At 71.9% G+C, this 17,798-nt stretch carries 17 protein-coding genes; 9 read left to right on the forward strand and 8 right to left on the reverse strand.

Annotated features, from left to right (window positions below):
• The first annotated feature begins 2 nt into the window (after positions 1-2).
• Both M6I34_RS15050 and M6I34_RS15055 read left to right on the forward strand, forming a co-directional pair.
• Entirely contained in the window at positions 3-989 is a 987-nt protein-coding gene (locus M6I34_RS15050) for an MlaD family protein (RefSeq protein WP_272486495.1), read from the forward strand.
• Positions 986-1,759, forward strand: coding sequence for an ABC-type transport auxiliary lipoprotein family protein (locus tag M6I34_RS15055; RefSeq protein WP_272486496.1), 774 nt, complete (start codon positions 986-988; stop codon positions 1,757-1,759). Before M6I34_RS15050 ends, M6I34_RS15055 begins: the two co-directional genes overlap by 4 nt.
• On the opposite strand, the gene M6I34_RS15060 is transcribed toward M6I34_RS15055, so the two are convergent.
• The 8 genes from M6I34_RS15060 to ilvA form a co-directional block, all read right to left on the reverse strand.
• Positions 1,728-2,075 (reverse strand): phage holin family protein, encoded by a 348-nt coding sequence (locus M6I34_RS15060; protein WP_272486497.1) that lies wholly within the window; start codon positions 2,073-2,075, stop codon positions 1,728-1,730. The two genes, M6I34_RS15055 and M6I34_RS15060, sit on opposite strands and share 32 nt — an antisense overlap.
• 39 nt (positions 2,076-2,114) lie before the next feature.
• Complete coding sequence (locus M6I34_RS15065) at positions 2,115-2,540, reverse strand: universal stress protein (protein WP_272486498.1); 426 nt, start codon at positions 2,538-2,540, stop codon at positions 2,115-2,117.
• A gap of 14 nt (positions 2,541-2,554) precedes the next feature.
• Positions 2,555-3,142: a UbiX family flavin prenyltransferase gene (locus M6I34_RS15070; RefSeq protein ID WP_272486499.1), complete on the reverse strand. Its 588-nt coding sequence runs from the start codon at positions 3,140-3,142 to the stop codon at positions 2,555-2,557.
• Between the two features lie 149 nt (positions 3,143-3,291).
• A complete protein-coding gene (grxD, locus tag M6I34_RS15075; RefSeq protein ID WP_272486500.1) occupies positions 3,292-3,612 on the reverse strand; it encodes a Grx4 family monothiol glutaredoxin in 321 nt (106 codons plus the stop codon).
• A gap of 112 nt (positions 3,613-3,724) precedes the next feature.
• Complete coding sequence (prmC, locus tag M6I34_RS15080; RefSeq protein WP_272486694.1) at positions 3,725-4,543, reverse strand: peptide chain release factor N(5)-glutamine methyltransferase; 819 nt, start codon at positions 4,541-4,543, stop codon at positions 3,725-3,727.
• Between the two features lie 89 nt (positions 4,544-4,632).
• Positions 4,633-5,718 carry a peptide chain release factor 1 gene (gene prfA, locus M6I34_RS15085; protein ID WP_272486501.1) on the reverse strand — a complete coding sequence of 362 codons (1,086 nt, stop codon included), beginning with the start codon at positions 5,716-5,718 and terminating at the stop codon, positions 4,633-4,635.
• Positions 5,718-7,058 carry a glutamyl-tRNA reductase gene (gene hemA, locus M6I34_RS15090; RefSeq protein WP_272486502.1) on the reverse strand — a complete coding sequence of 447 codons (1,341 nt, stop codon included), beginning with the start codon at positions 7,056-7,058 and terminating at the stop codon, positions 5,718-5,720. The genes prfA and hemA overlap by 1 nt, the downstream gene beginning before the upstream one ends.
• Before the next feature lie 65 nt (positions 7,059-7,123).
• Complete coding sequence (gene ilvA / locus M6I34_RS15095; protein ID WP_272486503.1) at positions 7,124-8,680, reverse strand: threonine ammonia-lyase, biosynthetic; 1,557 nt, start codon at positions 8,678-8,680, stop codon at positions 7,124-7,126.
• Between the two features lie 83 nt (positions 8,681-8,763).
• Between ilvA and M6I34_RS15100 the strand changes: the two genes are divergently transcribed.
• The 7 genes from M6I34_RS15100 (at position 8,764) to ubiE (ending at position 17,739) form a co-directional block, all read left to right on the forward strand.
• A complete protein-coding gene (locus M6I34_RS15100; protein WP_272486504.1) occupies positions 8,764-9,252 on the forward strand; it encodes a YqaA family protein in 489 nt (162 codons plus the stop codon).
• A gap of 34 nt (positions 9,253-9,286) precedes the next feature.
• The gene (locus M6I34_RS15105) at positions 9,287-13,354 is read left to right on the forward strand and encodes an FAD/FMN-binding oxidoreductase (RefSeq protein ID WP_272486505.1); all 4,068 of its coding nucleotides are present in this window, start codon (positions 9,287-9,289) and stop codon (positions 13,352-13,354) included.
• Between the two features lie 34 nt (positions 13,355-13,388).
• The gene (locus M6I34_RS15110) at positions 13,389-14,156 is read left to right on the forward strand and encodes an SDR family NAD(P)-dependent oxidoreductase (RefSeq protein WP_272486506.1); all 768 of its coding nucleotides are present in this window, start codon (positions 13,389-13,391) and stop codon (positions 14,154-14,156) included.
• Positions 14,134-14,607, forward strand: coding sequence for an HIT family protein (locus tag M6I34_RS15115; protein ID WP_272486507.1), 474 nt, complete (start codon positions 14,134-14,136; stop codon positions 14,605-14,607). Before M6I34_RS15110 ends, M6I34_RS15115 begins: the two co-directional genes overlap by 23 nt.
• Positions 14,608-14,753: 146 nt before the next feature.
• Positions 14,754-16,454, forward strand: a complete 1,701-nt coding sequence (locus tag M6I34_RS15120; protein ID WP_272486508.1) for a hypothetical protein — start codon at positions 14,754-14,756, stop codon at positions 16,452-16,454.
• Between the two features lie 72 nt (positions 16,455-16,526).
• The gene (locus M6I34_RS15125) at positions 16,527-16,979 is read left to right on the forward strand and encodes a gamma-butyrobetaine hydroxylase family protein (RefSeq protein WP_272486695.1); all 453 of its coding nucleotides are present in this window, start codon (positions 16,527-16,529) and stop codon (positions 16,977-16,979) included.
• Positions 16,980-16,998: 19 nt separating this feature from the next.
• Positions 16,999-17,739 carry a bifunctional demethylmenaquinone methyltransferase/2-methoxy-6-polyprenyl-1,4-benzoquinol methylase UbiE gene (gene ubiE / locus M6I34_RS15130; protein ID WP_272486509.1) on the forward strand — a complete coding sequence of 247 codons (741 nt, stop codon included), beginning with the start codon at positions 16,999-17,001 and terminating at the stop codon, positions 17,737-17,739.
• Positions 17,740-17,798 lie beyond the last annotated feature (59 nt).

The following is a 17,798-nucleotide window of genomic DNA, read 5'->3' on the forward strand; positions in this document are numbered from 1 at the left end:
GGATGGAACCGGAAGCCCGATACACGCTGGTCGGCGCCGCGGTGCTCGCGATCGCGGCGATGCTGGTCGCCGCGCTGGTCTGGCTGTCGGGCGAGGGCGGCAGCGACTACCGCTTCTACACGATCCACTTCGAGAAGCAGTCGCTCGACGGGCTGCAGCTCGGCAGCGACGTGAACATGCGCGGCGTCAAGGTGGGCAGGGTGCAGTCCTACGCGCTGTCGCCGCAGAACATCAATCGCGTCGACGTGACGATCCGGGTGAGCCGCGACACGCCGGTCAGCCAGAACACCACCGCGGTGGTCACGCGCAACCTGGTCACCGGGCTCGCGCGGATCGACCTGGTCACGCCGGGCACGCCCGGCCCCGAACTCGTGCAGGTCCTGCCGGGCGAGGAGCACCCGGTGATCCCGGAGGGCACCTCCGGCCTCAGCCGGATCGCCGATGCGCTGGGCGAGCTCGCGGCCACCGGCGAATCGGCGCTCGGCAACCTCGACAAGCTGCTCAGCGCGGAGAACCGCGAAACGGTGATGCAGACGGTGGTGGCGGCGCGGGACCTGATCGCCGGACTGGACAAGCGGCTCGCCCGCCTCGACGGCGTCGCCGACGGCGTCCAGCAGGCGACCGCCGCCTTTCGCGACACGGCGGTGGCCTTCCGGGACACCGCGCGCGCCCTCGAGCAGTCCGGGCGGGAGGTCTCCGCGGCAGTCGCCTCGGCCAGCGCGCAGATCGACCCGCTGACCGCCCAGACGAAGTCGGTGCTGGCAGACCTGTCCGCCGCGGCCCGTGCGCTCGAGCGCGAGTCGGCCGCCGTGGTGCAGCGGCTCGAGACCGCCACCGATGCGGGCGCGATGGAGCTCAGGGTGACCGCGCGCGAGCTGCGCGGCAGCGCCGAGTCGCTGGCGCGGGCCGCCGAGCGCCTGGGCGATCCGGCCGCAGCGATCCTCGGGCCGTCGCAGCAGCAACTCGGGCCGGGGGAGGGCAAACGATGAAGCGTCGAATCGCCGCCACGGCCGCTTCGGGGCCGGCCGCAGCTGGCGCATCGGCGCCGACCGCCGCAAGCGCATCCGCGCCGGCTGCCCCGCGCCGGCGCTCGCTGGTTCGCGCCCTGCCCGTGGCGGCCCTGTCTGCGCTGGCGGGGCCCGGCTTGTCCGGTTGCATCGGCGGGTCGCGGCCGGCGCATGCCTGGTGGGAGCTGGAGGACGCCGGCGCCGGGGCGCCCGGCGCGGCCCGGCCCGATCCGGCGCGCCAGGCGCTGTCGCTGCTGGTCGAGGGCACGGCGGCCGGAGCGCTCTACGAGGGAACGGCCCTGCTCTACGGCCGCGCGGCCGGCATGCGGGCGCCCTACCAGTACGCGAGCTGGACCGAACGGCCCGCCGGGCGGATCGCGAGGCTCGCGCAGCGCAGGCTGGCCGCGCGCGGCGGCTTTCGCGACGTCTCGCTCGCCGAGGCGGGCACCGCGACCGACCTGCTGCTGTCGCTGACGCTCGAGTCGCTGTACCACGACCTGGACGACGGGAGCGGGACGCTGAGGCTGGAAATGGCCGCGCAGCTGGTCGACTGGCGGGCGCGCCGTCCGTTGGCCTCGCGCCGCTTTGCGGTCGACGAAGCGGTGGCGAGCGCGGATGCGGCCGGCGCGGCGCAGGCGGCCGGGCGCGCGGTCGGACGCCTGCTCGACGCGCTGGCCCCGTGGGTCGAGGCCGGTGCCGCCGAGCTTCGCGCTGCCGGCCTCAGCCGCGCCGGCCGAACAGCGCCGCGCTGACCGCCCAGCTGATCAGGCTGTACACGAAGGCGGCGAGCACCGCCCAGCCGAAGCCGGCGACCGCGAATCCCTCCAGGATGCGCGCGGCTAACCAGAACAGGAAGCCGTTGATCACGAAGGTGAACAGGCCCAGCGTGAGCAGGTTCACCGGCAGCGTCAGCACGATCAGCACCGGCCTGATCACCGTGTTGAGCAGCCCGAGCACGAGCGCCACGACCAGCGCGGTGCCGAAGCCCGCGACCTGCACCGCGGGGATCAGCCAGGCCAGCAGCAGCAGGCTGGCCGCGTTGATCGCCCAGCCGACGAGGATTCCCATCGCGCGCCTCCGTTGTCTGTTGCGGGCGCGGGGGCTCGCTCAGCGAACCAGCAGCACCGGCACCTTCGAGAGCTCGATCACCCGCTTGGCCACCGAGCCGATCACCAGGTCCTTCAGCGCGCTGCGGCCCTTGGAGCCGAGCACGATCATGTCGAATCCGCCGGTGGAGCCCGCGTCGGCGATCTCGGTGGCCACGTGACCGGTGCGGATGATGTTGTCGTGCCTGACCTCGGCCTCGTCGAGCACCTTGCGCGCTTCGGTCAGGTCGGCGTCGCTGAGCTCGCGCAGGTATTCGTCGACCGCTTCCTTGCCGACGAAGCGGCGCGCATGCCGCAGCGCCACGTCGTCGTGCACGCTGATCAGCGTGATCGAGCCCGGCTCGGAGAGCCGGCCGAGCAGGTCGATCGCGTACCGGACCGCGCGCAGCGCGTTATCCGAGCCGTCGGTGGCAACCAGCAGTTTCATGTCTTCGGGACTCCTCAGGTTTCACGGTTCTGGCCGCGCATGCCCGGCCATTCGGGCATGCCGTCGACCCGCAGGCCGAACAGGGCCAGCGCGCGGGCGCAGCTGTGCTCGACCAGTTCGGCGATCGTTGCAGGCCGGTGGTAGAAGGCGGGGACGGGCGGGAACACGATCGCGCCCATCTCGGTGACCGCGGTCATGTTGCGCAGGTGCGCGAGGTTCAGCGGGGTTTCGCGGACCATCAGCACGAGGCGGCGGCGCTCCTTCAGGCAGACGTCGGCGGCGCGGGTCACCAGGCTGTCCGCCATGCCCAGCGCAACGCCGGCGAGCGTCTTCATCGAGCAGGGCGCCACGATCATGCCGAGGGTCTCGAAGGAGCCCGAGGCGATCGTCGCGCCGATCTCGCGCGCGCCGTGGGCGACGTCGGCCAGCGACTCGATCTCGCGGCGCGGCCGCTGCAGCTCCTGCTCGATCGTGAGCCAGCCGGCCGGCGACACGACCAGGTGGGTCTCGACGTCGCAGCCTCGCAGCAACTCGAGCAGGCGAACGCCGTAGACGGCGCCGCTCGCTCCGGTGATCGCGACGATCAGGCGCCGAGGGTTCATGGGCCGCATTCTAGCCGACGGCCGCAGCGCATCAGGCGCGCGCACCAACGACAACGCCGCCCCTTGCGGGGGCGGCGTTCGAAGAGGCGCGCCGGAGGCCGGGCGCCTGCGGGCGTGCTTGCCGAAGCGCGCGCCGCGCGCCGCGGCAGTCAGGCGACCGCTTGCTGGGGAATCAGCTTCTGGAGCTCGCCCGACTGGTACATCTCGTACATGATGTCGGCGCCGCCGACGAACTCGCCGTTGATGTAGAGCTGGGGGATGGTCGGCCAGCTCGAGTAGTCCTTGATGCCCTGGCGGACCTCGTCGTCGTCGAGCACGTTGACGGTGACCAGGTTCTTCACGCCGCAGGCCTTCAGGATCTGCACCGCGCGGCCCGAGAAGCCGCATTGCGGGAACTGGGCCGTGCCCTTCATGAACAGGACCACCGGGTTCTCGGTGACGGTCTTGGCAATGAACTCTTTCGCTTCCATGGTGCCCTACGAGGCAAGGTGAGCTCTGCATTTTAAGCGACGCCGCGATCCAGTGTCGGGCGCATGGGATTTCCGGGCGGCCGGCTCGCGGCAACGCTAGCCGGCCGCCGCGCTAGCCGCCAGGCCTGCGGCCCGCGGTGACCCGTTCCCGGCCTTCGGCGTCGCGGTGCGTGGCCACTTCGCGCAATCCGGCAGCCTCGAACAGCGCGCGGACCGCGGCGCCCTGGTCGAAGCCGTGCTCTACGAGCAGCCATCCACCGGGCAGGAGCCGCGCTGACGCGCCGGCGGCGATTTCGCGCAGTGCGTCGAGGCCGTCGGGCCCGCTGGCGAGCGCCTGCGCGGGCTCGTGCGGCAGGTCGCCGCGGGCGAGGTGCGGGTCGCCCGCGGCAATGTAGGGCGGGTTCGACACGATCAGCTCGAAGCGGGGCTCGTCCGCCGGCAGGGCCGCCCACCAGTTGCCGGCCATCCAGCGGATCGCGCCGCCCGCGCGGCCCGCGGGCAGGACGGCGGCTTCGTTGGCGGCCGCGATCGCGAGCGCCGCTTCGGAGAGATCGCTGGCGCTCACCCGGAGGTCCGGTCGCGCCGCCGCGACCGCGACCGCGATCGCGCCGCTGCCGGTGCCCAGGTCGAGCAAGCGCGCCCCGGGCGGCGCCAGCCGGATCGCCAGTTCCACCAGCAGTTCGGTGTCGGCACGCGGGATCAGCACCGCCGGCGAGACCCGCAGCCGCAGGCCGTGGAACTCGCGAAAGCCGGTCAGGTAGGCGAGCGGCTCGCCGGCGCGGCGGCGCTGCGCGAGTGTCGCGAAGCGAGCCGCAGCGTCCGGCGGTGCGGCTTCTTCACCGTGCGCGATCAGCCAGCTGCGGCCGCGCCCGCAGGCATGCTCGAGCAGCGCGCGGGCCTCGAGCCTGGGCAGGCCGCTGGCCGCCAGCAGGGCGTCGAAGCTCGCGGCGCGCGACGAAGGATCCGGGCCGCCCTCGGCGCCGGGGTGACGGTCGCCGCCGGGGCAGCTCCCGGATCCGCTCAAGACTCGGCCTCGGCGAGCTCGGCGAGCAGCCGCGCCTGGTTCTCGGCGACCAGCGCGCCGACCAGCTCGTCGAGGTCGCCGTCGAGGACCTGCTGGAGCTTGTACAGGGTCAGGTTGATCCGGTGGTCGGTGACCCGGCCCTGCGGGAAATTGTAGGTGCGGATCCGCTCGGAGCGGTCGCCCGAGCCGATCAGGGAGCGGCGAGTCGCCGCCTCCTTCGCGTGCTGCTCGCGCTGGCGCTGGTCCTTGAGCCGCGCCGCCAGCACCCGCATCGCGCGATCCTTGTTGCGGTGCTGCGAGCGGTCGTCCTGGCACTCGACGACGATGCCGGTCGGCAGGTGGGTGATCCGGACCGCGGACTCGGTCCGGTTCACGTGCTGGCCGCCCGCGCCCGAGGCGCGGAACACGTCGATGCGAAGCTCGTCCGGGTCGATGTCGACGTCGCCGACCTCGTCGGGTTCGGCCATCACGGCCACGGTGCAGGCAGAGGTGTGGATGCGCCCCTGCGCCTCGGTCTCTGGCACCCGCTGCACGCGGTGCCCGCCCGATTCGAACTTCAATCGCGAGTAGACCGCCTCGCCGGCGATCCGCACGATCGCCTCCTTGAATCCGCCGAGCTCGGACGGGCTCTCGGACAGGATCTCGGTCTGCCAGCGCTGGCGCTCGGCGTAGCGCAGGTACATGCGCAGCAGGTCGCCCGCGAACAGCGCGCTCTCGTCGCCGCCGGTGCCGGCCCGGATCTCGAGGATCACGCTGCGCTCGTCGTCGGGGTCCTTCGGCAGCAGCAGGCGCTGCAGCGCTGCCTCCTCGTCGGCGAGCCTTGCCTGCGCGGCGGCGATCTCCTCGTCGGCGAAGGCGCGCATCGCCGGGTCGGCCCGCATCTGCTCCGCGGTGTCGAGGTCGCGACCGGCCTGCTTCCAGGCCACGAAGTGGGCGACAAGGTCGGACAGTTCGACGTGCTCGCGGTTCAGCCGCCGGAACGTGGCCATGTCCCGCGCCGCCTCCTCGCTGGCGAGGAGGCGCTCGAGTTCGGCCAGGCGGTGCTCGAGCTGCTCGAGCCTGGCCAGCATCGACGCCCGCATCAGTGCGCTTGCGCGAGCGGCGGGTCGTCGTCGGGGCGAGCCGGCGAGTCGTCGGTGCGATGCCCGAGCTCGGCGCCGGCCGCACGGTCGGGCAGCAGGTGCTCGAGCAGCGGCAGCAGCTTCTCGCGCTGTTCGGCGGGACCGTGCAGCAGCGTGGTCGGGCCGTGCAGGAACTTGCCGGTCAGGCCGTGCGCGAGCGCCTCGAGCACCTGCGCCGGGTCGTCGCCGGCCGCCAGCGCCCGGCGCGCGCGATCGAGCTCGATCCTGCGCAAAGCGTCGGCCCGGTCGTGCAGCGAGCGGATGGCCGGCACGGCCTCGCGGGCGGACAGCCACTGCATGAAGGCGCTGACCCGGGTCTCGATGATCGCCTCGGCCTGGGCGACCGCGGCGCGGCGGTTCTCCTGGCCGGCAGCCACCTGGCGCCCGAGGTCGTCGACCGTGTACAGGAACACGTCGTCGAGCCGGGAGACCTCGGGCTCGATGTCGCGCGGCACCGCCAGGTCGACCATGAAGATCGGCCGGCGACGGCGCGCCCGCGTGGCGCGCTCGACCATGCCCAGCCCGATGATCGGCAGCGAGCTGGCCGTACAGGACACGACGATGTCGAACTCGTCGAGACGGTCGCTCAGCTCGGCCAGGCGCATCGTGGCCGCGCCGAATCGCTGGGCGAGCTTCTGCGCGCGCTCGGCCGTGCGGTTCGCGACGACCATCTGCTTCGGGTGCTGCGCGGCGAAGTGCGTGGCGCACAGCTCGATCATCTCGCCGGCGCCGACGAACAGCACGCGGGTCTCGCGCAGGTCCTCGAAGATGCGCCGGGCGAGCCGCACCGACGCGGCCGCCATCGACACGGACTGCGAGCCGATCGCCGTGGTGCTGCGGATCTCCTTGGCCACCGCGAACGAGCGCTGGAACAGCTGGTGCAGATGGGTGCCGAGCGCGCCGGCCTGTTGCGCGGCGCGCGCCGCGTCCTTCATCTGCCCGAGGATCTGCGGCTCGCCGAGCACCATGGAATCGAGGCCGGCCGCCACGCGGAACGCGTGCCGGACCGCCTGGCCGTCGGGCAGCGAATACAGGTGGTTCTGCAGCGGCTGCGGATCGACGCGCCGCTCGCCGCCCAGCCAGTGGGTGATCGCGTCGCGAGCGTCGCCGGGGGCCGGCGTGGCGCAGTAGATCTCGGTGCGGTTGCAGGTGGACAGGATCGCCGACTCGGCCACCACCGGCGACAGGCGCGCGCGCAGGTCGGCGATCGCCGCGCGCAGCGCGTCGCCCGGGAACGACACCTTCTCGCGCAGCGCGAGCGGCGCGGTCTGGTGGTTCAGTCCGAGGGTCAGCAGGTACATAACGCGTTGAATTCTATGAGATTTGCGGGACGCTCGCTTGATCGCCGTCAGCCTTTCGACAGGCGTCAGCTTCGCGCAACGCCTGTCGAAGCCGGATCGGACACCGCGTGGGCGCCGAGAAAGAGCCGGTAGGCAGGGTGCTGCGTCTCCTCGCGGTGCGGGTAGCCGAGCGTGGCCAGGAACTCGCGGAACATGCGCTTCTCGCCGCTCGGCACCTGGATGCCGACAAGGATCTGGCTGTAGTCGGCGCCGTGATTGCGGTAGTGGAACAGCGAAATGTTCCAGTTCGGGCTCATGCTCGACAGGAAGCGCATCAGCGCGCCGGGACGCTCCGGGAACTCGAAGCTGTAGAGAAGCTCGTTCTTCGCGAGCGCCGAATGCCCGCCGACCATGTGCCGCAGGTGCAGCTTGGCGAGCTCGTCGTCGGTCAGGTCGAGCGTCGGGAAGCCGGCCGCCACGAAGGCCTCGGCGATGCGGGTGGCCTCGCCGGGCTGAGAGATCTGGATGCCGACGAAGACGTGCGCCCGCGCCGAATCCGCGATCCGGTAGTTGAACTCGGTGACGCTGCGCGGGCCGACCAGCTCGCAGAAGCGCCGGAAGCTGCCGCGCTCCTCGGGGATCGTGACCGCGAACACCGCCTCGCGCTGCTCGCCGATCTCTGCGCGCTCGGACACGAAGCGCAGGCGGTCGAAGTTCATGTTCGCGCCGCAGGCGATCGCCACCAGCGTGCGATCGCGCACGCCCTCGCGCGCGGCCCAGGCCTTCAGGCCGGCGATCGCCAGCGCGCCGGCCGGCTCGAGGATCGAGCGGGTGTCCTGGAAGACGTCCTTGATCGCCGCGCAGATCGCGTCGGTGTCGACCAGCACGATCTCGTCGACCAGCTGGCGGCACAAGCGGAAGGTTTCCTCGCCCACCTTCTTGACCGCGGTGCCGTCGGAAAAGAGGCCGACGTCGTGCAGCTCGACCCGCCGGCCCGCCTTCAGCGAGCGCGCCATCGCGTCGGAGTCGGTCGTCTGCACCCCGATCACCCGGATCTCGGGGCGGATCTGCTTGACGTAGGCGGCGACCCCCGAGATCAGGCCGCCGCCGCCGATCGCGACGAAGATCGCGTCGATCGGGCCGGTGTTCTGGCGCAGGATCTCCATCGCGATCGTGCCCTGGCCGGCGATCACGTCGGGATCGTCGAAGGGGTGGACGAAGGTGAGGCCGTGCTCGGCCTGCAGCGCCTGCGCGTGCGCGGCGGCGTCGCTGTACGAGTCGCCGTGCAGCACGACCTCGCCGCCGAGCGCCCGGACCGCGTCGATCTTGACCTGCGGCGTGGTGACCGGCATCACGATGACCGCGCGGCAGCCGAGCTTGCGCGCCGACAGCGCGACGCCCTGGGCGTGGTTGCCGGCCGAGGCCGCGATCACGCCGCGGCCGAGCTGCTCGGCAGGCAGGTTGGCCATCCGGTTGTAGGCGCCGCGCAGCTTGAACGAGAACACCGGTTGCATGTCCTCGCGCTTGAGCAGCACCCGGTTGCCCAGCCGCTCGCTCAGGTTGTCGGCGAGTTCGAGCGGGGTCTCCTCGGCCACCTCGTAGACGCGGGCGGTGAGGATCCGTTTCAGGTAGTCGATGGGCATGGACGGGTTTTTCGACGGCGAACCCGCCATTTTACCGGGCCGCCGCACCGTCGCGCCGGCGGCTCGGATAGACTTGCGCGCCCATGGACGCCCTCGCCGACGCGCTGATCCGCTGGTTCTCGCTGCCCGAGGCCGGCCTGTCGACGATCTTCGTGGTCGCCTTCGTGTCGGCCACGCTGCTGCCGATGGGTTCCGAGCCGGTGGTCTTCGGCTTCGTCAAGCTCAATCCGGACCAGTTCTGGGTCGCGGTGGCGGTGGCGACGGCCGGCAACACGCTGGGCGGCGTGCTCGACTACTGGCTCGGCTACGGCGCGCACGAAGCCGTGGCGAAGGGCAAGCGCACCCGCTACCTCGGCTGGTTCGAGCGTCTCGGCCCGAAAGCCCTGTTCTTCTCGTGGCTTCCCGCCGTCGGCGACCCGCTGTGCGCGGTGGCGGGCTGGCTGAAGCTGCCTTTCTGGCGAAGCGTGTTCTGGATGGCGCTGGGGAAGGCACTGCGCTACGCGATCATGACCGCGATCCTGATGGGGGTGCCCGACGCCTGGTGGCGGGCGCTCGGCGGGCTGGTTCGCTGACCGGGAGCGGCCGGGACCGATAAAATCCGGTGCAATGAACGCACCTACCCCACTCCAGGTCCTCGAACCGCAGGCCGACGCGCCCGTCCGCCTGCGCGAGATCCCGTACAACTACACCTCGTTCTCCGACCGCGAGATCGTGCTCAGGCTGCTCGGCGCCGAGGCTTGGGCGATCGTCGAGGAGCTGCGCACCGAGCGGCGCACCGGCCGCTCGGCGAAGATGCTCTACGAGGTGCTCGGCGACATCTGGGTGGTCCGGCGCAACCCGTACCTGCAGGACGACCTGCTCGACGACCCGAAGCGCCGCCGCCAGCTGGTCGAGGCGCTGCACCACCGGCTCGGCGAGGTCGACCGGCGGCGGGTCGTGGACCTGACGGGCCGGGCAGCGCAGGGGGGCGCCGATCCGGCGGCCGACGCGGTCGCCAGCCGCAGCGCGCGGGTGGCCCGCCTGCTGGAGCTCGCCCGCGATGCGGTGGCCCGCTTCGAGCGCGAGTTCGACGAGGCGGGCGCGCTGCGGCAGCGCGCGCAGCGCCGGCTGGCGAAATGCACCGCGCGCGACAACGTCCGCTTCGACGCGTTGAGCCGCGTGTCGCACGTCACCGACGCGACCGACTGGCGGGTCGAGTACCCGTTCGTCGTGCTCACCCCCGACACCGAGGCCGAGATCGCCGGGCTGGTCGCCGGCTGCATCGAGCTCGGGCTCACGATCATCCCGCGCGGCGGCGGCACCGGCTACACCGGCGGCGCGGTGCCGCTCACGCCGATGTCGGCGGTCATCAACACCGAGAAGCTCGAGAAGCTCGGGCCGGTCGAGATGCTGCGCCTGCCGGGCCTCGATCGCGAGGTGCCGACCATCCTGTCCGAGGCGGGCGTCGTCACCAAGCGGGTCACCGAGGCTGCCGAGCGTGCCGGCCTGGTGTTCGCGGTCGACCCGACCTCGCTGGAAGCTTCCTGCGTGGGCGGCAACGTCGCGATGAATGCCGGCGGCAAGAAGGCGGTGCTGTGGGGCACCGCGCTCGACAACCTCGCCTGGTGGCGGATGGTCGACCCCGACGGCAACTGGCTCGAGGTCACCCGCGTCGGCCACAACCTCGGCAAGATCCACGACGTGGCCGTGGCGAGCTTCGAGCTTGCCTGGTATGCGCCCGCGCAGCTGGGGGCCGACGGCGCCATGCGCGGCGAGCCGATCCGGCGCGAGCGGCTCGACGTCGACGGCCGGCGCTTCCGCAAGGTGGGCCTGGGCAAGGACGTCACCGACAAGTTCCTGGCCGGCCTGCCCGGCGTTCAGAAGGAGGGCTGCGACGGCCTGATCACGTCGGCGCGCTGGGTGCTGCACCGGATGCCGAAGCACGTGCGCACCGTCTGCCTCGAGTTCTTCGGCCAGCCGAAGGACGCGGTGCCTTCGATCGTCGAGATCAAGAACTACCTGGACCGGCGGCCGCACGGCGCGACCCTCGCCGGCCTCGAGCACCTCGACGAGCGCTACCTGAGGGCGGTCGGCTACACCACCAAGTCGCGTCGCGGCGGCCTGCCCAAGATGGTGCTGATCGGCGACATCGTCGGCGACGACGACGAGGGCGTGGCCAAGGCCACCTCCGAGGTCGTGCGGATGGCCAACGGCCGGTCCGGCGAGGGCTTCGTCGCGGTGTCGCCCGATGCGCGCAAGACCTTCTGGCTCGACCGCGCGCGCACCGCCGCGATCGCGCGCCACACGAACGCGTTCAAGATCAACGAGGACGTCGTCATCCCGCTCGAGCGGATGGGCGAGTACACCGACGGCATCGAGCGGATCAACATCGAGCTGTCGATCCGCAACAAGCTGAAGGTGCTCGACGCGCTCGACGAGCTGCTCGCCGGGCCGCTGTCGCTCGGCAAGCCCGACGACGTCGACCTGGAAAGGCTGTCGGCCGACGAGCTGCTCGCCGACCGTCGCCGCCAGTCGCGCGAGCTGCTGGCCGCGACCCGCGAGCGCTGGCGCTGGCTGCTCGACAACATCGACGGCCCGCTCGCCCCGCTGCGCGAGGCGCTGGCAGGCGTCGGCCTCGGCCACCTGCGCGACAAGCTGGACGTGCGCCTGGAAGAGCAGCCGCAGGCGCTGCTCTTCCACCTGCTGCAGGACCGCACGATCCGGGTGTCGTGGAAGATCGAGGTGCGCGAGCCGCTGCGCCAGATCTTCTCGGGGCTGGCCTTCTCGCCGGTGCTCGAGGCGGTCGAGGCCACGCAGCAGCGGGTGCTGCGCGGCCGGGTGTGGGTCGCGCTGCACATGCATGCCGGCGACGGCAACGTGCACACCAACATCCCGGTCAATTCCGACGACTACGAGATGCTGAAGGAGGCCGAGTCGGCGGTTGCGCGCATCATGAGGCTGGCCCGTTCGCTGGGCGGCGTGATCTCGGGCGAGCACGGCATCGGCATCACCAAGCTCGAGTTCCTGACCGACGAGGAGCTCGCGGACTTCCGCGCCTGGAAGCGCCGCATCGACCCGACCGGCCGCTTCAACCGCGGCAAGCTGCTCGACGACCCGGAGATCCCCGGCGACCTGCGAAACGCCTACACGCCGAGCTTCGGCCTGATGGGCGTCGAGTCGCTGATCATGCAGCAGTCGGACATCGGCTCGATCGCCGACTCGGTCAAGGACTGCCTGCGCTGCGGCAAGTGCAAGCCGGTCTGCGCCACGCACGTGCCGCGCGCGAACCTGCTCTATTCGCCGCGCAACAAGATCCTCGCGACCTCGCTGCTGGTCGAGGCCTTCCTGTACGAGGAGCAGACCCGGCGCGGCGTGTCGATCCGGCACTGGGACGAGTTCTCCGACGTGGCCGACCACTGCACCGTCTGCCACAAGTGCGCGACGCCCTGCCCGGTGGACATCGACTTCGGCGACGTGTCGATGAACATGCGCAACCTGCTTCGCAAGATGGGGAAGAAGAAGTTCAACCCCGGCAGCGCGGCGGCGATGTTCTTCCTGAACGCGACAGACCCGGACACGATCAAGGCCACGCGCGCGGCGATGGTCGGCGTCGGCTACAAGGCGCAGCGCTTCGCGAGCGACCTGCTCAAGAAGTTCGGGCGCGAGCAGGCCGCGAAGCCGCCGTCCACGGTCGGCAAGCCGCCGGTTCGCGAGCAGGTGATCCACTTCGTGAACCGGAAGATGCCGGGCAACCTGCCGAAGAAGACGGCGCGGGCGCTGCTCGACATCGAGGACAGCCGCTACGTGCCGATCATCCGCGACCCGAAGGCCACTTCGATCGACAGCGAGGCGGTGTTCTACTTCCCCGGCTGCGGCTCCGAGCGCCTGTTCTCGCAGGTCGGGCTGGCCACTCAGGCGATGCTCTGGCACGTGGGCGTGCAGACCGTGCTGCCGCCGGGCTACCTGTGCTGCGGCTATCCGCAGCGCGGCTCGGGCCAGTTCGACAAGGCCGAGAAGATCATCACCGACAACCGGGTGCTGTTCCACCGCGTGGCCAACACGCTGAACTACCTCGACATCCGCACCGTGGTCGTCAGCTGCGGCACCTGCTACGACCAGTTGCAGGGCTACGAGTTCGAGAAGATCTTCCCCGGCTGCCGGATCGTCGACATCCACGAGTTCCTGATGGAGAAGGGCGTGAAGCTCGAGGGCGTGACCGGCGCGCGCTACATGTACCACGACCCCTGCCACAGCCCGATCAAGAGCTACCAGCCGCTCAAGGTGGTCAACGCGCTGATCGACGAGAGCCTGAACGGCCACGTCGAGAAGAACGACCGCTGCTGCGGCGAGTCCGGCACGCTGGCGGTCACGCGCCCCGACATCAGCACGCAGGTGCGCTTCCGCAAGGCCGAGGAGATGCGCAAGGGTGTCGAGGCCCTGCGCGCGATCCCGGTGAACGCGGCGCGGGCGGGCGCCGCCGCCGGCGCGCCCGGGGCGGGCGGCTTCGACGGCCCGGTCAAGGTGCTGACCTCCTGCCCGTCGTGCCTGCAGGGCCTGTCGCGCTACACCGACGAGACCGGCGTCGACGCCGACTACATCGTCGTGGAGCTCGCGCGGCACCTGCTCGGCGAGCAGTGGCTGCCCGAGTTCGTGGCGCGGGCCAACGACGGCGGCATCGAGCGGGTGCTCGTCTGACCGCGACCACGACCACCAGAGTGAGGGGACGAACGTGTACAAGGCATTCGACCTGAGCGGCCGCACCGCGGTCGTCACCGGCGGCAACGGCGGCATCGGACTCGGCATGGCGCGCGGCCTGCTGGCGGCGGGCGCGCGGGTCGCGATCTGGGGCTCGAACTCCGAGAAGACCGAGCGAGCGCGCGAGGCGCTGGCGGCCGAGGGCGGCCGGGTCGAGGCGATCGTCTGCGACGTCGGCGATGAACGCCAGGTCGACGAGGCCTTCGCCGAATCGGTGCACCGGCTCGGCCACGTCGATGCCTGCTTCGCGAACGCGGGCGTGATCGGCAAGCCGACCCCGCTGGTCGAGATGAGCCACGAGGAGTTCCGGCGCGTGATGCGGGTCAACGTCGACGGCGTGTTCTTCACGTTCCGCGCGGCGGCCCGGCACATGGTCGATCGCGGGGATGGCGGCGTGCTGGTCGCCACCGCGAGCACCGCGGCCGTCGAGGGCGCCGCCCGCAACAGCCACTACGGCGCGTCGAAGGGGGCGGTGGCTTCTTATGTGCGCGCGCTGGCCGTCGAGCTGGCCCGCTACCGGATCCGGGTCAACTCGATCCTGCCCGGCTGGATCGAGAGCGACATGACCGCCGGCTCGATCGCGAACGAGCGCTTCGCGGCGGCGGTGCTGCCGCGGATCCCGGCGCGCCGCTGGGGCACGGCCGAGGATTTCGGCGGCATCGCGGTCTACCTGATGAGCGACGCCTCGTCGTACATGACCGGCGAACAGGTGCTGATCGATGGCGGCTACACGAAGTTCTGACCCGGTCGTGCCGGCGGCGGGCTGCCCGCTCTGCGCCGGCGATGGTGGCGAGCTCGTGTGGCGCGACGCCCGGTTGCGTGTGATCCTGGCCGGCGACGCCGACTATCCTGCGTTCACGCGCGTCGTCTGGCAGGCTCACGTCGCCGAGATGACCGATCTCGCCGACGACGAGCGCGCGGCGATCATGCGCGCGGTCTGGCAGGTCGAGGCGGCCCAGCGCGAGGTGTTCGCGCCGGACAAGGTCAACCTGGCCAGTTTCGGCAACATGGTTCCCCACCTGCACTGGCACGTGGTCCCCCGCTGGCGCGACGACCGCCATTTCCCGGAGCCGGTCTGGGGCACCGCCGCGCAGGGGCGGGACGACGCGGTCCGGTCGCGCGCCGCCGCAGTCTCGGCGCGCCTCCAGGATTACCGGGCCGCGCTGCTTCGGCGACTCGCCGCTCGGGCCTGACCGGCGCCGCTCGTCGGGCCGCCGGCGCCGGGCGTCGCCCGATTGCGACTGGCGCGGCGCATTCGTGCCGGGCCCGCCGCACACTTTCCGGGAAGCCGCCGCGCACTTGCCGGCAAGCATTACCCGGGGCATCACCGGTTCGCACGATGAGCAGCATCGAGGTCATCGATTCGACGGACGCGAACGATCCGGACACCGGCGCGCGGCGCCCCGCCGGCCTGCCTTCGGACGTGCCGGAGCGGATCGCGGCGATCGTCGGCCTGCTGGCCCGGCTGGGCCGGTCGGCGGTGCCCCCAGAGGTGCTCGCCGCGCAGCTCGAGACGCTGAGGTCGGCCCTGCTGCCGGCCGTCGACGCGACGCTCGAGCGGGTCGAGGTGCGGCAGATGCCCTACGGCGCCGAGGCCTGGCGCCTGTTCACCGACGCGACCAGCGCGCTCAGGGCGCTGCGCACGCTGTACCGGCTCGCCGACTCGCGGATGGGCCGGGAGGCGAGGCAAGTGCCGGGCGACGCCGACGCCAAGGCGGCGCCGGCGGGCGCCCGAACGCTGCCTGTCGCGGCCCCCGAGCTACCTGCCGCCTCGCTGCCCCTGCTCAGGGCGCTGGACCTGCAGTCCCGCGTGCTGGCCGCGCTGCTCGTTCATCGCATCGACCCGCTCGCAGCCGACTGGAACGAACTCTGCGTGCTCGGCCGCCGGGCGCGGTCTGCCGGGCTGCTGGACTTCGCTGTCCCGGATCCGCTGCCGCCGTTCCGGCCGGTGACCGCGCGCGCCCTGTTCACGTACCCGTTGCTGCTGCGCCTGGCAGACCTGCCGGCTCGTTCGCGCGACGAGATCCGGCTCGTCGCGCGGCTGGCGGCACCTGTCTCCCGCCAGCTCGGATTCCGCGTCGACGCCGGCACATCGAAGCCCAATCCGCTCGGCCCGATCGTCGCGCTGACGCCGGCCTGGAGCGTGCGGCTGGACTCGCATCGTGTGCCGGGAGTGCTTGCCGGGCAGCTTGAAGCCGCGCGCGGCGATGCCGCAGGCGCCGCGGTTCCGGCCGCCCTGAAGGCCGAGCTGCAGGCTTGCTGGGGCCCGGGTCGCGACTGGCCTAGCGACGGCAGCGCGCCGGCGAGCGATGCCGTCCATGCCGACCCCGACGCCCGTGCTGACTCCGGCGCCTGCGCCGACGCCGCCGACGCGCCCCGGATCTCGATGCGCTTCGGGTTGCCGCGCCGCGATGCGCCGGCGGCGCCCGGCGGCGCGCCGAACGACCGGCGCGAATCCGGGCCGCGCGCCGGCGCCGCCTACGTGTTCGGGCAATGGGAGCGGAACACGATCGTCCGGCTGTCGATGACGACCGACCAGGAAACCGCGGCCCCGCCCGAGTCGGATCCGCTGGCCGGGGCGGAGCCGGTGCGTTGCCTGGCCAGGCGCCCCGGCCGGATCGAGATCGAGCGCCTGGCGATGCTGCCACCCGCGCCACCGGGCGGCCTCGTCGCCTTGCAGGTCGAGGAGGCGACCGGGTGGCCGTCGCTGCTGCTGGGCCGGGTCGCCGCGATCGAGCAGCTGCCCGACCCCGCCTACGCGCGGCTGCGGGCCCACCGACTGGCGGTCGAGCCCTGGCCCGGCACTGCCTCGCTGGTCGGGCTCCGGTTCGGATCGGCCCGCTTCTTCGAGGACGCCTGGCTGCTTCGCGGCGGCGCCGGCGCGCGCGACGAGCTGGTCACCGCGCCCGGGCTCGCCGCCCCGGGCGGGCGCGCCGTGCTGCGAGACGGCGAACGCGAGGTGCCGATCCGCTTCACGCGGGCGATCGGGAGCGGCCCCGGCTACGAGCGGATCGGTTTCGCCGTCGACGACAGGGTCTGAGGCCGGCATCGCATCGAATTCGGCTACCATGGCCGCTCGAATTCCAGTGTGGCTTCACCCGTCCTCATCGCCATGGCAGGTCCGGATCCCCAGCACATTCCGGTGCGCATCGTCGTGCACCAGGCTTCGCGCGTTCTCGAGATCGAATACGCCGACGGGCGCGGCTTCCGCCTGCCCTTCGAGTTCCTGCGCGTGTACTCGCCGTCGGCCGAGGTGCGCGGGCACGGGCCGGGGCAGGAAGTGCTGCAGGTCGGCAAGGCCGAGGTCGGCATCGACTCGGTCGAGGCGGTCGGCAACTACGCGATCCAGCCGCGATTCAGCGACGGCCACGCCACCGGCATCTACTCGTGGGACTACCTGTACCGGCTCGGCGAGAACCACGACGCGATGTGGCAGGACTACCTCGATCGGCTCGAGAAGGCCGGCGAGAGCCGCCACGCCGCCGGGTCGGCAGCGGCGGGCGCCGAGGCGGCGGCCCCGGCCGATGCGCCCGAGGGCGCCCGCGCCGTGAGCCGTCCCCGCTGAGGCGGCGCGGACCCTCCCGATGAGCGACCAGCGCTCCACGCACTTCGGCTTCCAGACCGTCGACGAGGCCGACAAGGCCGCCCGGGTGGCCGGGGTCTTCCACTCGGTCGCGGGTCGCTACGACCTGATGAACGACCTGATGTCGGCCGGTCTGCACCGGGCCTGGAAGGCGTTCACGGTCGCGCAGGCGGCCGTGCGCCCGGGCATGAGGGTGCTCGACGTGGCCGGCGGCACCGGCGACCTCGCCCGCGCCTTCGCCCGCCGCGTCGGCCCGACCGGCGAGGTCTGGCTCACCGACATCAACGCGTCGATGCTGTCGGTCGGTCGCGACCGGATGGTCGACGACGGCCTGCTGCAACCGGCGGTCCTGTGCGACGCCGAGAAACTGCCTTTCCCCGACGCCTATTTCGACCGGGTCTCGGTGGCCTTCGGCCTCCGGAACATGACCCACAAGGACCTCGCGCTTTCCGAAATGACGCGGGTCCTCAGGCCGGGCGGGCGGCTCTACGTGCTCGAGTTCTCGAAGGTCTGGCAGCCGCTCGCGCCGCTCTACGACCTGTACTCGTTCCAGGTGCTGCCCAGGCTCGGCGCCAGGGTGGCCGGCGACGAGCAGAGCTACCGCTACCTGGCCGAGTCGATCCGCATGCACCCGGACCAGGAAACGCTGAAGTCGATGATGCAGGAAGCCGGGCTGGTCCGGGTTCGCTACTACAATCTGACTGCAGGCGTGGTCGCGCTGCACGAGGGCTGGAAGCCGTAGTAATTTCGGCCGCCCTCGCGCGACGCAGTTCCCGCCACTATTCCCTTCAGGAGACGGAC

It is taken from the genome of Zeimonas sediminis (assembly GCF_023721795.1).
In the GTDB taxonomy this organism is placed as follows: Bacteria; Pseudomonadota; Gammaproteobacteria; order Burkholderiales; family Burkholderiaceae_E; genus Zeimonas; species Zeimonas sediminis.

What these genes read in the sequence shown, in the direction of transcription:
- M6I34_RS15050 (WP_272486495.1), top strand. Translation starts at nt 3, where the DNA reads ATGGAACCGGAAGCCCGATACACGCTGGTCGGCGCCGCGGTGCTCGCG.
- M6I34_RS15055 (WP_272486496.1), top strand. Translation starts at nt 986, where the DNA reads ATGAAGCGTCGAATCGCCGCCACGGCCGCTTCGGGGCCGGCCGCAGCT.
- M6I34_RS15060 (WP_272486497.1), bottom strand. Translation starts at nt 2,075, where the DNA reads ATGGGAATCCTCGTCGGCTGGGCGATCAACGCGGCCAGCCTGCTGCTG.
- M6I34_RS15065 (WP_272486498.1), bottom strand. Translation starts at nt 2,540, where the DNA reads ATGAAACTGCTGGTTGCCACCGACGGCTCGGATAACGCGCTGCGCGCG.
- M6I34_RS15070 (WP_272486499.1), bottom strand. Translation starts at nt 3,142, where the DNA reads ATGAACCCTCGGCGCCTGATCGTCGCGATCACCGGAGCGAGCGGCGCC.
- grxD (WP_272486500.1), bottom strand. Translation starts at nt 3,612, where the DNA reads ATGGAAGCGAAAGAGTTCATTGCCAAGACCGTCACCGAGAACCCGGTG.
- prfA (WP_272486501.1), bottom strand. Translation starts at nt 5,718, where the DNA reads ATGCGGGCGTCGATGCTGGCCAGGCTCGAGCAGCTCGAGCACCGCCTG.
- hemA (WP_272486502.1), bottom strand. Translation starts at nt 7,058, where the DNA reads ATGTACCTGCTGACCCTCGGACTGAACCACCAGACCGCGCCGCTCGCG.
- ilvA (WP_272486503.1), bottom strand. Translation starts at nt 8,680, where the DNA reads ATGCCCATCGACTACCTGAAACGGATCCTCACCGCCCGCGTCTACGAG.
- M6I34_RS15100 (WP_272486504.1), top strand. Translation starts at nt 8,764, where the DNA reads ATGGACGCCCTCGCCGACGCGCTGATCCGCTGGTTCTCGCTGCCCGAG.
- M6I34_RS15105 (WP_272486505.1), top strand. Translation starts at nt 9,287, where the DNA reads ATGAACGCACCTACCCCACTCCAGGTCCTCGAACCGCAGGCCGACGCG.
- M6I34_RS15115 (WP_272486507.1), top strand. Translation starts at nt 14,134, where the DNA reads ATGGCGGCTACACGAAGTTCTGACCCGGTCGTGCCGGCGGCGGGCTGC.
- M6I34_RS15120 (WP_272486508.1), top strand. Translation starts at nt 14,754, where the DNA reads ATGAGCAGCATCGAGGTCATCGATTCGACGGACGCGAACGATCCGGAC.
- M6I34_RS15125 (WP_272486695.1), top strand. Translation starts at nt 16,527, where the DNA reads ATGGCAGGTCCGGATCCCCAGCACATTCCGGTGCGCATCGTCGTGCAC.
- ubiE (WP_272486509.1), top strand. Translation starts at nt 16,999, where the DNA reads ATGAGCGACCAGCGCTCCACGCACTTCGGCTTCCAGACCGTCGACGAG.